The 18,043-nt window shown below is 42.9% G+C and carries 19 protein-coding genes; 10 read left to right on the top strand and 9 right to left on the bottom strand.

Features of this window, described 5'->3' with window-relative positions; all coding sequences use genetic code 11:
• The first annotated feature begins 184 nt into the window (after positions 1-184).
• The 3 genes from trmA (at position 185) to FTU82_RS00255 (ending at position 2,700) form a co-directional block, all read left to right on the top strand.
• Positions 185-1,267: a tRNA (uridine(54)-C5)-methyltransferase TrmA gene (gene trmA, locus FTU82_RS00245; protein WP_005096751.1), complete on the top strand. Its 1,083-nt coding sequence runs from the start codon at positions 185-187 to the stop codon at positions 1,265-1,267.
• A gap of 243 nt (positions 1,268-1,510) precedes the next feature.
• On the top strand, positions 1,511-1,735 hold the full coding sequence (locus FTU82_RS00250; RefSeq protein WP_005096749.1) for a hypothetical protein: 225 nt from the start codon (positions 1,511-1,513) through the stop codon (positions 1,733-1,735).
• A 404-nt stretch (positions 1,736-2,139) separates the two neighbouring features.
• On the top strand, positions 2,140-2,700 hold the full coding sequence (locus FTU82_RS00255) for a lecithin retinol acyltransferase family protein (RefSeq protein WP_034608524.1): 561 nt from the start codon (positions 2,140-2,142) through the stop codon (positions 2,698-2,700).
• Positions 2,701-2,782: 82 nt separating this feature from the next.
• Here FTU82_RS00255 and FTU82_RS00260 read toward each other — a convergent pair whose 3' ends face one another.
• Together FTU82_RS00260 and FTU82_RS00265 are read right to left on the bottom strand one after the other, a co-directional pair.
• The gene (locus FTU82_RS00260) at positions 2,783-3,694 is read right to left on the bottom strand and encodes a bestrophin family protein (RefSeq protein WP_005096746.1); all 912 of its coding nucleotides are present in this window, start codon (positions 3,692-3,694) and stop codon (positions 2,783-2,785) included.
• Positions 3,695-3,762: 68 nt separating this feature from the next.
• The gene (locus FTU82_RS00265) at positions 3,763-5,490 is read right to left on the bottom strand and encodes a glutamine--tRNA ligase/YqeY domain fusion protein (RefSeq protein ID WP_005171137.1); all 1,728 of its coding nucleotides are present in this window, start codon (positions 5,488-5,490) and stop codon (positions 3,763-3,765) included.
• 422 nt (positions 5,491-5,912) lie between these two features.
• Here FTU82_RS00265 and FTU82_RS00270 point away from each other — a divergent pair, with 422 nt between their 5' ends.
• Positions 5,913-6,422, top strand: coding sequence for a peptidylprolyl isomerase (locus FTU82_RS00270; protein WP_005171140.1), 510 nt, complete (start codon positions 5,913-5,915; stop codon positions 6,420-6,422).
• Between the two features lie 110 nt (positions 6,423-6,532).
• A complete protein-coding gene (locus tag FTU82_RS00275) occupies positions 6,533-7,252 on the top strand; it encodes a UDP-2,3-diacylglucosamine diphosphatase (protein WP_005096742.1) in 720 nt (239 codons plus the stop codon).
• Positions 7,253-7,282: 30 nt separating this feature from the next.
• Here the strand turns inward: FTU82_RS00275 and FTU82_RS00280 are convergent, their stop codons facing one another.
• Complete coding sequence (locus FTU82_RS00280) at positions 7,283-7,501, bottom strand: hypothetical protein (RefSeq protein ID WP_005096740.1); 219 nt, start codon at positions 7,499-7,501, stop codon at positions 7,283-7,285.
• 732 nt (positions 7,502-8,233) lie between these two features.
• On the opposite strand from FTU82_RS00280, the gene nfsB reads away from it, so the two are divergent.
• Positions 8,234-8,887, top strand: coding sequence for an oxygen-insensitive NAD(P)H nitroreductase (gene nfsB, locus FTU82_RS00285; protein ID WP_005096739.1), 654 nt, complete (start codon positions 8,234-8,236; stop codon positions 8,885-8,887).
• A 107-nt stretch (positions 8,888-8,994) separates the two neighbouring features.
• Positions 8,995-9,222 carry a hypothetical protein gene (locus FTU82_RS00290; RefSeq protein ID WP_005096738.1) on the top strand — a complete coding sequence of 76 codons (228 nt, stop codon included), beginning with the start codon at positions 8,995-8,997 and terminating at the stop codon, positions 9,220-9,222.
• Here FTU82_RS00290 and FTU82_RS00295 read toward each other — a convergent pair.
• The 4 genes from FTU82_RS00295 to FTU82_RS00310 all read right to left on the bottom strand — a co-directional run bounded on the left by FTU82_RS00295 (position 9,185) and on the right by FTU82_RS00310 (position 12,904).
• Positions 9,185-10,039 carry a DMT family transporter gene (locus FTU82_RS00295; RefSeq protein WP_180100878.1) on the bottom strand — a complete coding sequence of 285 codons (855 nt, stop codon included), beginning with the start codon at positions 10,037-10,039 and terminating at the stop codon, positions 9,185-9,187. The two genes, FTU82_RS00290 and FTU82_RS00295, sit on opposite strands and share 38 nt — an antisense overlap.
• Before the next feature lie 85 nt (positions 10,040-10,124).
• Positions 10,125-11,165: a class II fructose-bisphosphate aldolase gene (gene fba, locus FTU82_RS00300; protein WP_100535006.1), complete on the bottom strand. Its 1,041-nt coding sequence runs from the start codon at positions 11,163-11,165 to the stop codon at positions 10,125-10,127.
• Between the two features lie 119 nt (positions 11,166-11,284).
• Positions 11,285-11,563 carry a hypothetical protein gene (locus FTU82_RS00305; RefSeq protein WP_005171152.1) on the bottom strand — a complete coding sequence of 93 codons (279 nt, stop codon included), beginning with the start codon at positions 11,561-11,563 and terminating at the stop codon, positions 11,285-11,287.
• 153 nt (positions 11,564-11,716) lie between these two features.
• A complete protein-coding gene (locus tag FTU82_RS00310) occupies positions 11,717-12,904 on the bottom strand; it encodes a phosphoglycerate kinase (protein WP_074382847.1) in 1,188 nt (395 codons plus the stop codon).
• A gap of 139 nt (positions 12,905-13,043) precedes the next feature.
• Between FTU82_RS00310 and FTU82_RS00315 the strand changes: the two genes are divergently transcribed.
• From FTU82_RS00315 to FTU82_RS00325, 3 genes are read left to right on the top strand one after another with little or no spacing between them, the layout of a single operon-like run.
• Positions 13,044-13,427: a DUF2237 family protein gene (locus FTU82_RS00315; protein WP_005096732.1), complete on the top strand. Its 384-nt coding sequence runs from the start codon at positions 13,044-13,046 to the stop codon at positions 13,425-13,427.
• Complete coding sequence (locus FTU82_RS00320; protein WP_180000054.1) at positions 13,427-14,020, top strand: nucleoside triphosphate pyrophosphatase; 594 nt, start codon at positions 13,427-13,429, stop codon at positions 14,018-14,020. Before FTU82_RS00315 ends, FTU82_RS00320 begins: the two co-directional genes overlap by 1 nt.
• 26 nt (positions 14,021-14,046) lie before the next feature.
• Positions 14,047-15,216, top strand: a complete 1,170-nt coding sequence (locus FTU82_RS00325; protein WP_100535003.1) for a cupin domain-containing protein — start codon at positions 14,047-14,049, stop codon at positions 15,214-15,216.
• Positions 15,217-15,274: 58 nt separating this feature from the next.
• Here FTU82_RS00325 and FTU82_RS00330 read toward each other — a convergent pair whose 3' ends face one another.
• Positions 15,275-17,197 carry an ATP-binding protein gene (locus tag FTU82_RS00330; protein ID WP_180100879.1) on the bottom strand — a complete coding sequence of 641 codons (1,923 nt, stop codon included), beginning with the start codon at positions 17,195-17,197 and terminating at the stop codon, positions 15,275-15,277.
• Positions 17,197-17,880, bottom strand: coding sequence for a response regulator transcription factor (locus FTU82_RS00335; RefSeq protein ID WP_005096728.1), 684 nt, complete (start codon positions 17,878-17,880; stop codon positions 17,197-17,199). The genes FTU82_RS00330 and FTU82_RS00335 overlap by 1 nt, the downstream gene beginning before the upstream one ends.
• Between the last annotated feature and the right edge of the window lie 163 nt (positions 17,881-18,043).

Here is an 18,043-nt window from a genome sequence, read left to right on the forward strand (position 1 = left end):
ATTAATCGAATCATCTTGTCATTTTTCTGTTCATGATTTCCTCTTTACGGCCAAATTTTTCTCCTCAGAGGGTTTGGTCTTTTTTATGCAGTTTTTAAAGCCGCTCAGCCACAATAGGCTTAGGCAGATCAGCAATTATTTGCTACCATTTGCGCTTTAAAATATTTGCGACTTCTTACTGCATATGACTTCATCTTATCAGCAACAACTCGATGCCAAAATTGAACGCATCAGCGCTCAGTTTGCCGAATATCAACCACCTGCCCTCGAAGTATTCCAGTCTCCTGAAAAATATTTCCGCATGCGTGCTGAATTTCGGATCTGGCATACTGAGGATGACATGTTCTATGCCATGTTCGAGCGCAATGAAGATCAACAGAAAAAAGTCATCCGCATTGATGAATTTCCGGTTGCAGACCTCAGTATCAATCAGTTGATGCCTAAATTACTGCAAGCGCTCAAAGCAGATCCAGTATTATCGACACGTCTGTTTGAAGTACATTTTCTGGCGACCTTAAGTGGTCAGGTTCTGGTTTCTCTGATTTATCATCGTAAATTGGATGAAAGCTGGGAACCGGCAGCCAAAGCACTGGCAGAACAGTTAAATATCAAGTTAATTGGCCGCAGCCGTGGACAGAAGTTTGTCCTGTCTGATGAATATGTGGTGGAAGAACTTTCTGTTTTTGATCGTACCTATCAATACAAACAGATCGAAAGCAGCTTTACCCAGCCGAATGCCCAAGTCTGCCAAAACATGCTGGAATGGGCATGTGATGCGGCAGAGCAATCTGATCAAGATTTGCTGGAATTATATTGTGGTAATGGTAACTTTACCCTGCCACTCTCGACCAAGTTCCGCCGTGTTCTGGCAACCGAGTTAGCCAAATCTTCAGTCTATGCGGCTGAGTGGAATATTGAGCAAAACCAGATTGAGAACATTCAGGTCGCGCGTCTTTCTGCAGAAGAGTTCACCCAAGCTTACAACGGCGAGCGTGTGTTCCGCCGCCTGCAAGAAGCCAATATTGATCTTGCGACTTATGACTTTGATACGGTATTTGTCGATCCACCGCGTGCCGGTATTGATGATGAAACGCTTAAACTATTACAGCGCTTCCAACGCATTATTTACATTTCTTGCAATCCAGACACATTGCATGACAATCTGAAACAGTTGTCTCAAACCCATAAAATCAGCAAATTCGCTATGTTTGATCAATTTCCATATACACACCATGTAGAAACGGGCGTATTGTTAGAAAGAAGATAAAGAATTTGTTTCAATTTATTTTCTTGTTACAAAAAAGGAGTTTTTCGAAATTCCTTTTTTTATATCTTAAATCATTAACTTAATAACAAATTATCATTTGTACAGCTAAAAATATCGTTAGCTCTTTGAGCTTCAATCGGAAATTTTAAAGACCAACTGCTGCTTTTATCACATAGGTCCTATTGCTTTATTTATTTAATTGGCTATATTTCACTCTATGTTAGGTTGTTGTATGAAGGCTCTATGAGTTTTTGGCAAAAGTTGTTTTCTGTGGAACAACACAATGAACACAAGAATCAGATTGCTTGTGTAGAAAATGATTGCTCTTTCAAGACAAATGAACAGCTTCTTGAAGCTTTGTCTAAAGCAACTGATGAAGAGATCATCATCGGAATCAAAAAGGTTCTTGTATCACGCGGCTATAGCCGTAAGGAACTGAATGAACTTCAACACTTGCCCTTGCAGTAATCGGCAAAGGCTCTAGCCTGATCAAAAAAAGCACTTGTGTAACCAGGTGCTTTTTTTATATCTGTCGCTTTAATTACATTGAAGAAGAACCAAACTTAGAGAGTTCAATTGTATAAATCCGACTACACAACCTTCTGCCTTCTGTTGAGTAATTGGTAATAAATCTGAACACTTCTTCCTCTCACTTTTTCTGATTTTATTGAAATGTAAAAGTTAGCTTAGGCTATTTATAGGTGTTACTGAACAGATGTTCATCTGAATTCTGCCATACAGGTGATCAAGTCACTTGCTGCATACGCCTATTGCTTGTCTGCCTAAACTCAAGCAAAGCGTCGATTAATTTAGCAAAAGGCAGTACACTTGTTATTAAACTACAATGCTTTTTTAAATGGCTTAATTCTGATATGCAACAGACTAAACGGTTTCCCATAGGAGCGCACCTTATGGTTAAACATTTCGGTTATACCCATCATGGGATATACGCTGGACGTGGTCGTGTTATTCATTATTCGGGCTTTGCACATTTATTCAAGAAACGCCCCATTGAAATAACCTCTATTGAAAAATTCAGTCATGGCAAAGCGATTCATGTGCAACATTATGACTCAGCGAAATATAAAGGCCGTAAAGTTGTGCGTCGCATGCGTTCCAGAATGCATGAAAATAATTATCATTTAATTATCAATAATTGCGAACATCTGTGTACTTGGGCGATTACCGGCGTAGAAAGCAGCCCGCAAGTGATCTATATGATGAATCGCCTGACCACGATTGGTTATATCAGCTCGATGATGAGTTTCATGAACAGCATGTTCCTGACCCTGACCACGACGAGTTTTGCCTTGGCCTTGTACATCAAGAAGAAGCTTAGAGATAAAGCCAATCTGCGTTTGCAACAATACCGTGAATTGCAAGATCAGGCTAAAACGAAAGTGTCAGACCTGACTAATCTTAAACATCGTTAATTTAAAGCTCAGCCTGCCGATGATTTTTTGTTAGTAAGAAATTTTGAGTTCGGGTTTAAACTTTGATATTGAAAGGAACAGATCAGGTTAAATAACCTTTTTTGGCCTGAATCGCTTCAGGTAAACCTTTACCCAAAGAGCTTAAGGTTTCCCGTTCTACCAGTCGTACCATTGAATCGAGTGGCAGATCATTATCCTGTAGCCCAAAAGGCTCTTCTAGCTCAGCACTGAGCTCATCTAGGCCTAAGAGCATATAAGCAATCAACCCGACCAGAATCGGCGTCCACAGGCCCAGATTGGCCTGCAAACTAAAAGGTAAAATAAAACAGAACGAATACACTGCACGATGTAACAGTACCGAATAAGAAAATGGCAATGGCGTCGACAGTATCCGGTCACAACCGGCCTGAATATTGCCCAAGGCCACAGTATGCTGATTCAAATTATTATAAATAATATCGCTGATGTTGCCCTGCTTATATTGCTGAACCAACTCCTTTTGCATCTGTTCCAGCACCCATTGTGAAGGATTGATTTGCACGAGCAACTGATCGAATGCCATATTTTCAAAATGCGTGGTTGTTTGGTAATGCTGAATACTTTGTACTTGCTGTCTGAGCCGGTCACGCAACAGATGGCTAAACAGCATCATGCGATATAACAAGACCTCGCGGGTCTGATCATCCAGCACATGGCTGTCCCGGCATAAATGACGTGTGGTGGCGATTAGCGCTCCCCAGAGCTTGCGCCCTTCCCACCAGCGCTCATAACATGCCGTATTTCTAAAGCTGAGAAAGATCGAAAGAATCACACCAAAAATGGTAAAGCCGATTGCGGGTACGGCAGGAAGATTCACAAAATGTGCCTGACTCAAATAGACCAGTAGGCCGGAAATAAAGACCACCAAGACTAAAGCCGGCAATACCTTAGGCAAAATTGTGCCCTGCCAGGCAAACAGTAAACCGATACTATTGTTTTTATCACGCACAATCATGGCATTTTCCCTGCTGTATTGAAAAAGCCCAACCGAAGTTGGGCCTTTAATATCTGATTTAAACCTGATTATTTGCCTGGCTTGAAACTGTCTTTCAAGTCAAGAATACGGTTAAATACTGGTTTTTTGCTATTATGATCGTATTGATCGGCAACGAAGTAACCTTCACGCTCAAACTGGAAGCGATCTTCCGGTTGAGCTTGCGCCAATGCCGGCTCAATCACGGCTTGAACCACCTTTAATGATTCAGGGTTCAGGTTGGCCAGGAAGTCATCACCCACTTCAGGATCCGACTCAGTGAACAGACGTTCATAAATACGGACTTCGGCAGGCACACCTTTAGTCGCAGATACCCAGTGAACCACGCCTTTCACCTTGCGGCCTTCAGGGTTCTTACCCAAAGTTTCAGGATCAATCGAACATTTCAGCTCAACCACTTCACCATTTTCATCTTTAATGACTTCATCACATTTGATCACATAGGCATGACGTAAACGTACTTCACCACCTGGAATCAGACGTTTAAAGCCTTTTGGTGGTTCTTCCTCAAAGTCTTTACGGTCAATAAACAGCTCAGTGGTTAAAGGAATCACGCGTTCGCCCATGTCCACGTTCGGATGACGTGAATGGGTCAGATCCATATCGGCTGGCAAGTTGCTTAAGGTCACTTTCAGTGGATTTAACACGGCCATACCACGCGCTGCGGTATTTTCCAGAGACTGGCGGATGCAATATTCCAGCATCGCGACATCGACAATACTACCATCCACTTTCGATACACCGACACGCTGGCAGAAATCACGCAGACCTTCAGGTGTAAAACCACGGCGACGCATACCGACTACAGTTGGCATACGTGGATCGTCCCAACCATTCACATGAGCACCTTCAACCAGTTTACGTAATTTACGTTTCGAGGTGATAGTGTAATCCACATTCAAACGGCTAGATTCGTACTGACGTGGCACAGATGGTGATTTAACCTTTGCCACCACCCAGTCATAGAACGGACGGTGATCCTGGAACTCTAATGTACAAAGCGAGTGAGTAATGCCTTCAATCGCATCAGACAATGGATGCGCATAGTCGTACATTGGATAAATTTTCCATGTATCGCCTGTCTGATGGTGCGCTGAATGCAAGATACGATACAAGATCGGATCACGCATATGTACGTTCGGTGAGGTCATATCGATTTTAGCGCGTAAAACAGCCTGACCTTCAGCATATTCACCGCTACGCATCTTCTCAAAACGTTCCAGATTCTCTGCAACAGTTGCATCACGTTGTGGCGAGTTCTTACCCGGCTCGACAAAGTTACCGCGGTTTAAACGGATGTCTTCGGGGCTTTGTAAATCCACATAGGCATCACCCTGTTCAATCAGCTGAACCGCCCATGTATAAAGTTGATCAAAATAGCTCGATGCATAGCGCGGCTCGCCCTCCCACTGGAAGCCCAACCATTTCACATCATTGGCAATACCATCAACATATTCCTGTTCTTCAGCATCCGGATTGGTATCATCAAAACGAAGATTACACACACCCTGGAATTCTTCAGCAATCCCAAAGTTCAAGCAAATTGCTTTCACATGGCCAATATGTAAGTAGCCATTTGGCTCAGGCGGAAAACGCGTGACGATCTGTTGGGTACGACCAGCGGCTAAATCATCCGTAATGACCTGACGTACAAAGTCCAAGCCCGGTTGTTGTTCTTGCTGCTGCACTGAATCGACTGCATTGTTCTTTTGGGTCGGGTTCTCGGGCAGAGATGTCACAACATCATTTGGCTTCATGATCAATCATTCACTTCTAAAGTTAAAAAGGGATTAACGAATATTTAATCGCACAGGTTGTACGCATATTCATTATCAAAGTTCCTTAGTTTAACTAGAGGTGAATAATCTCTCAACCGCTAACTATGGTATTTGATTTCAATTCACCCATTTTAAAAAATGAAAATACGGCGAGTTGCCTGAAACTAAAATATCAGTGCTTGTACAAGCAGTAAAATCATTAATTTACGCCAATTCAAAATAGGGTGCCTGATAGGGCAATATCTGAAATGCCTTGATAAATCAACGTATAAATAAGGTACTATTTTTATGCTTTTAACAAAGAAAATAATGTTTTTACTTGCCTAGTCGATTGTAGTTTGCTTATGCTTCACTCATTCAGAAAAAACCATGGCACTCGTCCATGATTAGGAGATTACACAATGAGTTTTCCTCAAGTCGAATTAAACACCAATAAAGGTCGTATTGTTCTTGAACTCAATGCTGAAAAAGCACCTAAAACAGTGGCTAACTTTTTAGAATATGTGCGTGACGGTTTTTATGACGGCGTAATTTTCCACCGTGTGATTGATGGTTTCATGATCCAGGGTGGTGGTATGGATGAAAACTTCAAAGAAAAAGCGACCCGTGATGCAATCGAAAATGAAGCAGACAATGGCTTAACTAACGATTTGGGCACAATTGCCATGGCGCGTACGCAAGCTCCACATTCTGCATCTGCTCAATTCTTCATTAACGTTGGCAACAACGCATTCCTTAACCATTCTGGTAAAACAGCACAAGGTTGGGGTTATGCAGTATTTGGTAAAGTGACTGACGGCATGGACATTGTCAACGAAATTAAAGGCGTTCGTACTGGCAACCGTGGCTACCACGCTGATGTTCCACTAGAAAATGTAGTTATTGAGTCTGCAAAAATCATTTCTGAATAAAAAACGTCCTCTCCGTTCTTTATGAGTTTTAAAGCGATGCTTTAAAACGGTGTAATGGAAAATCCCTCATATAAATGAGGGATCTAGAGAGGAATAAAAGGAAAAGATTCGTGACCTATCTGTTTATCTCAGATTTACATTTGTCACCTGATCACCCTCGACTTGTTCGGGGGTTTTTAGATTTATTGACCGAATATCAAGATCAAAATACCCGATTGTATATTTTGGGTGACTGGTTCAATGCCTGGATCGGTGATGACTATACAGCCCCATGGCTGGACGAAATTATCACTGCCTTAAAACAGTTTATTCAGGCTGGCAATCAGGTATATTTTCAGGCAGGCAACCGGGATTTTGTTCTCGGCAGCAAGTTTTTAGCTCAATTTGGCGGAAAGCTGCTTCCTGAGATAGACCAACTGAACATTGCAAGAACACGTTTTCGCCTGGAACATGGTGATGCACTGTGTACCGATGACATCGCTTATCAGCGCTTTAAAAAGATTATCCGGCATCCACTTCTGCTAGGCTTATTAAAGCGTACACCGCTGTCTTTCCGTAAAAAATTAGCCAATGGCTTTCGTCAGCAAAGTCATCAGGCGCAGCAGTTTAAAAGCTATGAAGTGATGGATGTTAATGATCAGGCCGTTGAGCTGGCATTACAAGACGTTGACGTATTGATCCATGGCCATACGCATCGCGCAGCCATTCATCCGCTAGGTCAGAAAAAAAGAATCGTACTGGGTGACTGGAAGGAAGACAGTGCCGAGATACTGGAAATTCAGGAAAACCAAGATTTCGAAAGCCTAAAACTAAAAAAGTGGCGATATTAATCGGCCACTTTTTTTAAGATATGTGTTTGCTTAGCACAGACGATAAAGCTTATTCACACCGGTATAGAAACTTTTACCATCAAGGTTAAACAGAATTTCTTCACCTGTTTGTAGCTGGATCATTTTTCCAACTTCTACCCAGATAAAACCATCCTGAGTGTTTTGCTTGCGCTTTAAAGGAACCAGTTTAACATTAATTTCGCCACCATTTACGGCTGTAGCGGTATGCCATTCATTTAATATATTCAAAATATTTACTCATAAAATGAGCTTTTTGTGACTGTACAAAGAGATTAAGAAAACCAAATTTGTATAATAATTCTGTAGTTACTAGATGTTATTCAAGCTCAAGCTTGAACCAAAAGTGAATCACAATTAGCTAGAAATAATAAAAGCGGGAACTATACCCACTCGAAGTGTTTATAAGTATACATGCTTATTTACTAGAAAGCAAACACACATTGTCATTACAAATAAAGACTAACCCTATTCTTTTAAATAATTATTTTGCACACTTTATCAGCGCTATTCTCTAAGCTATTTTTCGTACAAATTGTTCCTCTTTGTGGCGGTTCATTAACATTCACTTGGATTTAAATAACCAGATTATTCCTGATAGAAAATAAAAATCTCTACAGCCTATTCACTCAGATTCATTTCCGGCATTTTACAGTCCAATCCACCACGCGATTTTCTGCCAGGTCTTCAGTTGATCTTTAAAATAATTGTAAACTGCATTCACTGCCCCATTTGCACATTGCCGGCGATACTTACTCTTCCACGCTTCTTGCTAAAAAATGCCAATAGACAAAAACCGGGTTTTCATCTGATTCAACACTAAGTTTTGCTTGAATCTATATCAAGATCATTAAACAACAGACTTTGCCTGATGCTGTTTTATTGTAATAATCCCCAGATCTGAAAATTTTATAGACCCAGAGCATCTACCCTCATTTTATTTAAAAAAATTGGAGTCCATTGATGGATTTACTCAAGATCACACAGACCCGCTATGCCACCAAAGCCTATGATCCTAGCAAGAAAATCCCGGCAGCCCAGTTTGAACGTTTATTAGAAGTTTTGCGTTTTGCACCTTCTTCGATCAATATTCAGCCTTGGCATTTTTTTATTGCCGATCATGATGCCGCCAAACAGCGCATTGCCAAAGCCTTGATCGGTACTTATGCCTACAATGCACCCAAAGTTCTGGATTCTTCGCATACTATTTTATTTTGCACCAAAGCCGATATTAATGAGCTGCATCTGGAAAACTTACTGAATCGCGATGATCTCAGCGGGCGTTTTAAAGATGAATCGGCCAAAGAAGGTCAGAAAAACACCCGTGCAGGCTATATTCATTATTATCGTAATGAAAAAGGTGACATTCAGCGCTGGGCTGAAAATCAGACCTTTATTGCGCTCGGTCAGATGCTGTTGGCTGCCGGAATTGAAGGTGTCGATGCCACACCAATTGGCGGCTTTGATGAAGAGATAATTAGTGAAGAATTACAACTCGCAGAACAGGGTTTAATTCCCTCTGTCTTGCTGACTTTGGGTTATCGCAGTGAAAATGACTTCAATGCCAAACTGCCGAAATCACGTCTACCCGCTGAAGACATTTTCACCAAACTGTAAGGATTTTATGCTATAAAAGGGGCCAGGCGCCCCTTTCCATATCAGTTCGGGCCTATTTTTTGCTTTATTTAATTTACCATCTAATAGAATAACAATAGAGGTCATCTATGTCGCTCCTTACCTCCAAATCCCTGAAATTTGCATGCCATCATTGCGATAAAATTTATCTCCAACACTATAAAGATCAACAGCATCGTTATCCGCACTGTCCAGACTGCCAACAGGCCGGTTTATTGCTTGGACTGGCCGAAGCAGGCGACCTGCTGCGACATCCGATTGAATTTGCATCTTCTTATGTCAAGCAGACATTGCATAAGCTAGGCAAATCACACTAGTGAGACCTAGCAGTAAACCCGCGGCACTTGCAGGTTTGAGTCGCTCTTTAAAGAACATCACACCTGCAATTACCCCCAAAACCACCACCAGAATATTCATGCCAGCAAAGACAATTGCCGGCGAATCCTTGAGCAGCATATGGGCTTTGACATAAAACGCAATATTGGCAAAATTCAGCACACCCAATAACAGACCAGCGCCGATATTCTGTATCGACCCCAAGCTTTTATATTTAAACAGCAGATAGCCCATCGATATGATCAGAGCGCAAATAAACATCAGATTGAGTGCAATGGTAAACTGCAAACCTAAACTGGTTGTATATTTTAATAATACATCAATCAGTGCATAACCCACCCAGACCAGCCCCAGATACAACATGCCCTGACTGCCCTGGCCTGTCCCTTGCCGATGTGAAAATAAAATACACAGCACTGCGCCAATACCTAGGGCAATACCGAGTATTTTCAGCTGACTAAACTGTTCCTGAAAAATAAAATAGGCCGCCGCCAGTGACAAGACTACAGAAAGCCGCTGGGCGATTTCTGTTTTTAAAATTCCAGCGGTTTCCAAGGCTTTAGCCAGAAACAGGAATACACTTGGAAGTAAAATACCTAATGCCAGAATGAGGAACCATGGTGTCTGGCTTGGTGAAATATGCTGGATATCCGGCTTGAACCAGAAAAAGCACAACAAGCTGGCGGTGGCATAATTCCAGCTAATCATGTAGATCGGACTCAGCCCTCTGTTTTTGGCGACTTTTAATAATATTGAGACCACAACGCTACACAGCGCTGCTGCGAAAATCAGTTCCATATGCTGCTCTTATTCTTGCTCTTTATCAGTCTACAAAAAAGCCCACATTCGCTGTGGGCTTTTTCTATAAATGATTCACTGGGAATTATTTATTATAGTACGACACCATTTTCTCTAAAGAAATTGGGCGAATCTTGTCTGCATTACCCGCAGTACCAAATGCTTCATAACGGTCTACACAGATTTGCTTCATGGCATCAACCGTTGCGCTGAAGAATTTACGTGGATCGAATTCGCTTGGCTTTTCAGCCATCATACGACGCATTGCACCAGTAGACGCTAAACGCAAGTCAGTATCGATGTTGATTTTGCGTACACCGTGTTTGATCGCTTCAACCAGCTGCTCAACCGGAACGCCATAAGTTTCCTTGATGTCGCCGCCATACTGGTTAATTACTGCCAACCACTCTTGTGGCACAGAGCTTGAACCGTGCATAACCAAATGCGTATTTGGAAGTGCCGCATGAATTTCTTTAATGCGGTCAATCGCCAGAATATCGCCTGTAGGTGGACGCGTAAATTTGTACGCACCGTGTGAAGTACCTACAGCAATCGCCAGCGCATCCACATTGGTATCTGCAACGAAACTACGTGCTTCTTCAACTGAAGTCAGAAGTTGAGAATGATCGAGTACGCCTTCTGCGCCCACGCCATCTTCTTCACCCGCCATACCTGTTTCAAGGCTACCCAAACAACCGATCTCACCTTCTACAGAAACGCCACATGCATGTGCCATTTGAACCGTACGACGAGTCACATCAACGTTGTATTCGTATGAAGTTGGGGTTTTGCCATCTTCACCAAGTGAGCCGTCCATCATCACTGATGAAAAGCCGAGCTGGATTGAACGTTGGCAAATGTCAGGGCTGGTTCCGTGGTCTTGGTGCATTACCACTGGAATATGTGGCCATTCTTCAATTGCAGCCAAAATCAGGTGACGCAAGAACGGAGCGCCTGCATATTTACGCGCACCCGCAGATGCTTGTACGATAACAGGTGAATTGGTTGCATCTGCTGCAAGCATAATTGCACGCATTTGTTCTAAGTTGTTTACGTTAAATGCTGGTACGCCGTAAGCATGTTCGCCGGCGTGATCCAAGAGCTGGCGCAATGAAATAAGAGCCATAATATCCTCCCAGTGAATGCCACATATTCTACATGTTCAAAGGTTTCAATTCAGCAACAAATAACACTATTTAAAAAAAATCCCTGCTTTTGCAGGGATTTTGTCTCACATGCACTGGATTAAGGTGCTACAGGCTCAGAAGTCGCTGTAACTGACTGGTCTGCAGTTGCTTCATCTGCTGGCGCATTGGCAATTTCAGCTGGAATATCGGTATTTTTTTCATCTAAAACTGGCTGGTCAATGGCATCAATCGCTGCTTGCTGCTCTGGTGTTATAGTCTCATTGGCTACTGCTGCCGAGCTTTCTGTTTCAGCGACCGGTGCATTTTCCTGTTTCGCACATGCAGTCAATGCCAATGATGCAGCGAATAAAGCTGCCAAAGTTAACTGTTTTTTCATCACGTGATCTCATCATTTGGTGATTTAATGACTGCATCTTATGACAGATTTATTGCATTTTCATGACGAAGCCATGAAGGGTAAGTTTTCATTGTCAAAAAAATGACATAAAAAAGCTGGCACTTGGCCAGCTTTTTGGCTTAGGACATGCAATCAAGCACGTTCTAAGAGTACCGCAACTGCAGGAAGGGTTTTACCTTCAACGAATTCGAGGAATGCACCACCACCCGTAGAAATATAGCCAATTTTATCTGCTACTTCGTACTTGTCGATTGCAGCCAATGTGTCACCACCACCCGCGATCGAGAAACCGGCAGATTCAGCAATCGCTAAAGATAAAGTTTTGGTACCTTCGCCGAATTGATCGACTTCAAACACACCCACCGGGCCATTCCAGAGAATGGTTTTAGAGGTTTTCAGGATTTCTGCAAATGCTTTTGCAGTTTCTGGACCCACATCCAGAATCATGTCGTTATCAGCAACATCGGCAACATTTTTCACAGTTGCTTTCGCAGCAGCCAATGAACCCAGGAAATCTTCAAAGTTGATTTCAGAAGCATCGGCAACCACAACGTCAGTTGGAAGTGGCACTGATACTTTTGCAGCAATGGCTTTTGCAGTATCGATCAGATCTTTTTCACACAGTGACTTACCAACGTTATAGCCTGCCGCAGCAAGGAAAGTATTGGCAATACCACCACCCACGATCAATTGATCGCAGATGTCAGACAGTGAAGTCAACACATCAAGTTTAGTCGATACTTTAGAACCCGCAACAATTGCCACCATTGGCTTTTCAGGTGTCTTAAGTGCACGGCCTAGTGCATCAAGTTCAGCTGCCAATAAAGGACCTGCTGCTGCAACTTTAGCAAGACGCGCTACGCCTTCAGTCGATGCTTCTGCACGGTGCGCTGTACCGAATGCATCCATCACGAATACATCACACAGCGCTGCATATTTTGCAGCAAGTTCAGGATTGTTTTTCTTCTCACCAACGTTAAAACGGCAGTTCTCAAGTAACACAACTTGACCCGGCTGAACCTCAACGCCATCTAGGTAGTCGGTAAATAATTTTACGTCTTGACCCAAAGCTTCAGTCAAGTAAGCCGCTACAGGTGCAAGCGATTGTTCAGCTTTAGGCTCACCTTCAACCGGACGACCAAGGTGAGAATACACCATCACTGCAGCGCCTTTTTCAACTGCTGCTTGAATGGTTGGCAATGCTGCACGAAGACGCGCATCGCTGGTGATCACACCATTTTTAACAGGAACGTTTAAATCTTCACGGATCAGAACACGTTTACCTGCTAAATCGAGGTCAGTCATACGCTGAAAGTTCATGTAGAGCTCACTTTATAGATATTAAAACCAGCCGATTTTAAATGATTATGCAGAAAAAGGTTAGCATCTTTTGCAGAAAACATTCTGAATGCCAAAGTTTTGTTATGATAGAAAAAAGCTTCTTTTAGATTCAGTGCCTATGTCGATACATCCTGATCCAAATCTTAACCGTTTGAATGTGTTAGGTGAGCCTTTATCAAGCTGCTGCTTCGATCCGATTACCGGTTATTTCCGCAATGGCTTTTGCCATACTGCGACCACTGATCTGGGGCAGCATACGGTATGCGCGCAGATGACGTCGGAATTTCTCAATTTCTCGCAAAAAGTGGGCAATGACCTGATCACACCTTTGCCAGAGCTGGACTTCCCTGGCCTGCAACCCGGTGATTTCTGGTGCCTCTGCGTGACACGCTGGGTCGAAGCCTATGAAGCAGGTCAAGCCCCCCCGATCAAGCTGCAAGCCTGCCATAAAGCGGTGCTGTCTTATGTACCTTTAAATATTCTTGAGGAATATGCTGTCTAATGAATGCTGTACAGATTATTTTGGCATCCTCCAGCCAAACCCGTAAAGAGTTGATGGATCGCCTGCATATTGATTATATTTCTCTAGTACCGGATATCGATGAGTCTCCTCGCGGTGAAAATCACGCAGATGATTTGGCCAAGCGGCTGGCTTTTGAGAAAGCCAAATATATTGCTGAGAAAAATCCTGAAGCGATTGTGATTGGTTCGGATCAGGTGGCATGGCGTGAAGGCGCACCAGATATTTTTATTGGCAAACCTTTAACCCCTGAAAAAGCCATTCGCCAGTTACAGGCCAATTCGGACAAGATTGTCTATTTTAGTACTGCACTCAGTGTGCAACAGCAGGCTACTGGTTATGAACGAACGCTGGTCGAGCACTATAAAGTCAAGTTCCGTAAACTGTCCAAAGCCGAAATTGAACGTTATGTCGCGATTGAACAGCCACTGCATTGTGCCGGCAGTTTCAAATGTGAAAGCCTCGGCATCAGCCTGTTTGAAGAAATGATCGGGCAAGACCAGACCACTTTGATGGGCATGCCGATGATCAAGCTGTGTCACATTCTTCGTGAATTGAAAATTTTAGTTCCTTAATCTCCCCTTAATTCAGGCTGTAATCTATGTCTCAACCTTTAGACGTTTTAGGCGGAATCACCGCTGAACAATTTTTGAGTGAATACTGGCAAAAAAAACCGTTACTGGTGCGTAATGCGATGCCTGAAATTGCCAATCTGCTTGAACCTGACGACGTGATGGAACTTGCGCTTGAGGAACATGTCACTGCGCGTTTAATCAAGCAAAAAGACCGTGATCCGAATCAGTGGAGCGTGAAATCTTCGCCTTTACTTAAAGCTGATTTTCAGAAAATGCCCAAGCTATGGACACTTTTGGTTCAGGCGGTAGATCATTATTCATTTGACCTGTCGGAAATGTGGAAAAAGTTCCCGTTTATTCCGCAATGGCGCCGCGATGACATCATGGTGTCTTATGCACCTCAAGGCGGCTCTGTAGGAAAGCACTTTGATTTTTACGATGTCTTTCTGGTACAAGGCTACGGGCATCGTCGCTGGCAGCTCGGACAAATGTGTGATGCCGAAACTGCATTGGTTCCGGGTCAGCCACTGAAATTATTGCCTGAAATTGAGGTGAATTTTGACGAAGTTCTGGCACCTGGCGACTTGCTGTATGTGCCACCTGGTTTGGCGCATTACGGCGTTGCAGAAGATGATTGTCTAACCTTTTCCTTTGGCTTCCGTATGCCAAATGTGAGCGATATGATGGACCGTGTTGGTGATAAATTTTCTGAGAATGAAAGCTTACGCAATCCACTGGTTGATATTATTCGTGACCAGGTCGGAGCCATTGGTGAAGTCAGCGGCAATGAGCTGGAATATCTAAAAGAACAGATCATGCAGCAACTGCATAATTCGAATGTTTTAGAAGATGCCATTATGACTTTAATGTCAGAACCCAAATATCCAGAGAACCTTCCAGAAGCAGAAGAAATCGGTACAGGTGATCTGGAAGAAGCACTGGATCAGGGTTATAGCCTGATGCTCGAACCGGCTTCACGCCTGCTCTACACTGAAGCAGACGGCGATGTTCTGTTCTGGGCCAATGGTGAAGGGATTGAGATCTCTGAGGCATTTACCACAAAACTCAAGCAGCTTGCAGACGGTGAAACCATATTGCTCGATGAAAACTTCGCTGATGAAGATATTCTGGAAGATGTCGCGGCATTATTAAATGATGCGGTACTGATGCTGGTTCCGCCAGCAGAACAAGACTAATTCTAAGCTAAAGCCAAATAAAAAGAGGATTAAATAATCCTCTTTTTATTTGCAAAGATTAGGGTTGATAGAGTTCTAATACGACCTGAATCACTGTATGCCCTTTCTCAGACTCAATCTGAAACACGCCTCCCATACGTTCGACCCGCATTTTCATGCTGCGCATCCCAATACTCAGACCATTTTTTTGCACTATTTCAGCATCAAACCCAACGCCATTATCCTGAATACTTAAGGTGAGTTGATGTGGCAGAAAATATTCCAGACTAACTTTCGCCTGACTGGCCTGACTGTGCTTAATGATATTGGTCAGACTTTCTTCGACCACCCGAATCAGGGTCAAACATTGCAATGCGGTCGGTTCACGCTGCCAGACTTTTGGAAATAACCATTCAACCTCAATATTTATCTCTTCCAGCAACTGGGTAAAACGATAACGTACCGGGGCAATCCAAAGTAGCGGGGTTTCCGGTACTTTATTTTCGATAGACGAACCACTATCAATGATTTGTCTGAGATCATCTCTAAGCAATTTCAGCATAGAAAGAAACTGTCGGTTGGGAATGCTGTCAGTACTCTGATCGACCAGAATCATAGAGCGCACAATCGAGCCTCCTAGCCCGTCATGCAGTTCATGCGATAAGTTAATCCGCTCCTGTAAGCGGACATTATCCAGCTCCAGTTGATGTTTATCGTTCAGGCTTTTATTCAGATCAGCGCCGACCTGCTGGACTTTACGTTCTAGCTGGCTATTAAATTTTTCGATTTTCCTGACATTACGATTCAACCGCGTGGCCATAATCAGTACCACAAACAGGGTAATAATTGGTGAGGTATAGGGTGATAAAGGTGAAAAATCACTAATTGCCGTTTGACTTAAAATGATCAGATCTACGATTACACATAACAAAATCCCCCACAGACACAGCATCAGGAAAAGATATTCCCCATTGCGGGTTTTCAGTACCTGATAGCTCACATAAATAATACAGCTTATAAATAATCCCACATAGAAAATAAATGCTGTACCCAGTATCTGCCCCAGATAATCCAAGGAACTCATCACAATCAGCAGAGCAAATAAAAGCGTGATCAGGATAAATCCCCGCTCCACATACTTAAATCTCTGTTTTAAAAAGCGGATCAAATACAGACTAAAACAGTGGATATAGGCAATAAAACAAAGCATATTGGCTTTGCTGGCCGCGATGCTGGAGCGAAACGGAAAGCTTTCTGTGGTCAGCATATTGGAAATAAACAGAATCCATAGGAATGAACTGAGTGCCAGCCAGCCAAAGGTGGTTTCTGAACGTCGAAATTGCCAGACAATGAAGCAGATGATCCCAATCATTGCTGAGAAAATCATATTCATCTGAAACAGCGTGCGGCGATCCCAGATTTCGCCTAAATGCTTCTGGCTATTGACCAGCACATTATTAAATTCAATTTTACCCAGTCCGGCGTTCTGAAAACTATAACCCTGTACATAAACCAGAATTTCATTACTGCCCTTGTTTAAGCCACTGATGGGCAAAATCCAGTAACGCGGCATATTCCAACTTTTTGACAATGGCTCTTGCAGGTGTTGATCTGACCAGAGTAAATCACCATTCAGGAACACGGCGCCGGCCGAATTAATATAATCAATGGAAAAGGCAATCGGTTCTGCAAGACGAATATTGTCTTGGCATGACCAGTCCCAAACAATTTTATACCAGGCCCCACCATGATAATCTTTCCAGTTACGCTGCCAGTTATCCGGCAAACTGACACTTTGCCAGCCAGATGCAGGCATCTGGCTAGGATTTTGCACCTGAACCTTTTGAATGTAGTCAATCTTTACATCACAGAGATCATTGACCTGAAAATGGTCTTGCGCCTGACTCATACCACTTAACAGACACAGCCAGCAGCAAAAGAGCAAAATACCGATCCATTGCAATCTCTGTCGCTGCCTGCTTCCAGAACGAGCTGGATGCATCACAGAATTCCTAAATGCCGTGCGGTACTGACTGCCTTGGTACGCCGACTGACGGACAGTTTCCGGTAAATATGCTTGATATGACTTTCGACGGTATAACGTGACACACAAAGTTGCTCGGCAATCTCTCGATTACTCAGGCCTTGTGCGACCAGTGACAGAATTTCTTTTTCTCGATGGGTCAGCACTTCCTGCTCGGCATCCGAATGGTTGCGTTCGACTGGTGGTGATGAAGCAGGTATAGAAATCTGTTTGAGAATTTCCCGCGCAATAAAAGGATCAATTGGCGCGCCACCCCGTAAAATACTGCGGATCGCCAGAGTGACCTCCACATCATCGCGTTCTTTTAATACATAACCGGTGGCACCCGCCTGAATTGCAGTAAATAAACTGTTCTGCGTACTCCAGGCCGAAACCACCAAAATCAGAGTTTGTGCGTCATTTTCGCGAATTTTTTCAATAATCGAAATCCCACTCCCATCTGGCAGCCCCAAATCGACCAATGCCAGTGAAATCGGCTGTTGTTTTAAAATGAAATATGCTTCTTTAAGATTATTGGCAAAGAGCAGAACATCTTCGCTATAGCCCAAATTGGTTAATATAATTTTTAAACGTCGTTGAATGACATACTCATCTTCAACGATTAATACAGGTACTGGCAAGACTGCCTCTAGTGCTGTCATAAGCACGCCCCTTATATTTATTGTTATGTCACCTTGAAGAGTAAAATATAACCAAAAAAACTCTAAAAATCATGATTTATTTCATTTTTATGCTATTTCTTTCTAGCCTCATAGGGATATTCTAAATACCGTCTGCTTAAAACCAGCATAAAAAAATGCCATC

This window comes from Acinetobacter sp. YH12151, from assembly GCF_013418355.1.
GTDB classification, from domain to species: Bacteria; Pseudomonadota; Gammaproteobacteria; order Pseudomonadales; family Moraxellaceae; genus Acinetobacter; species Acinetobacter pseudolwoffii.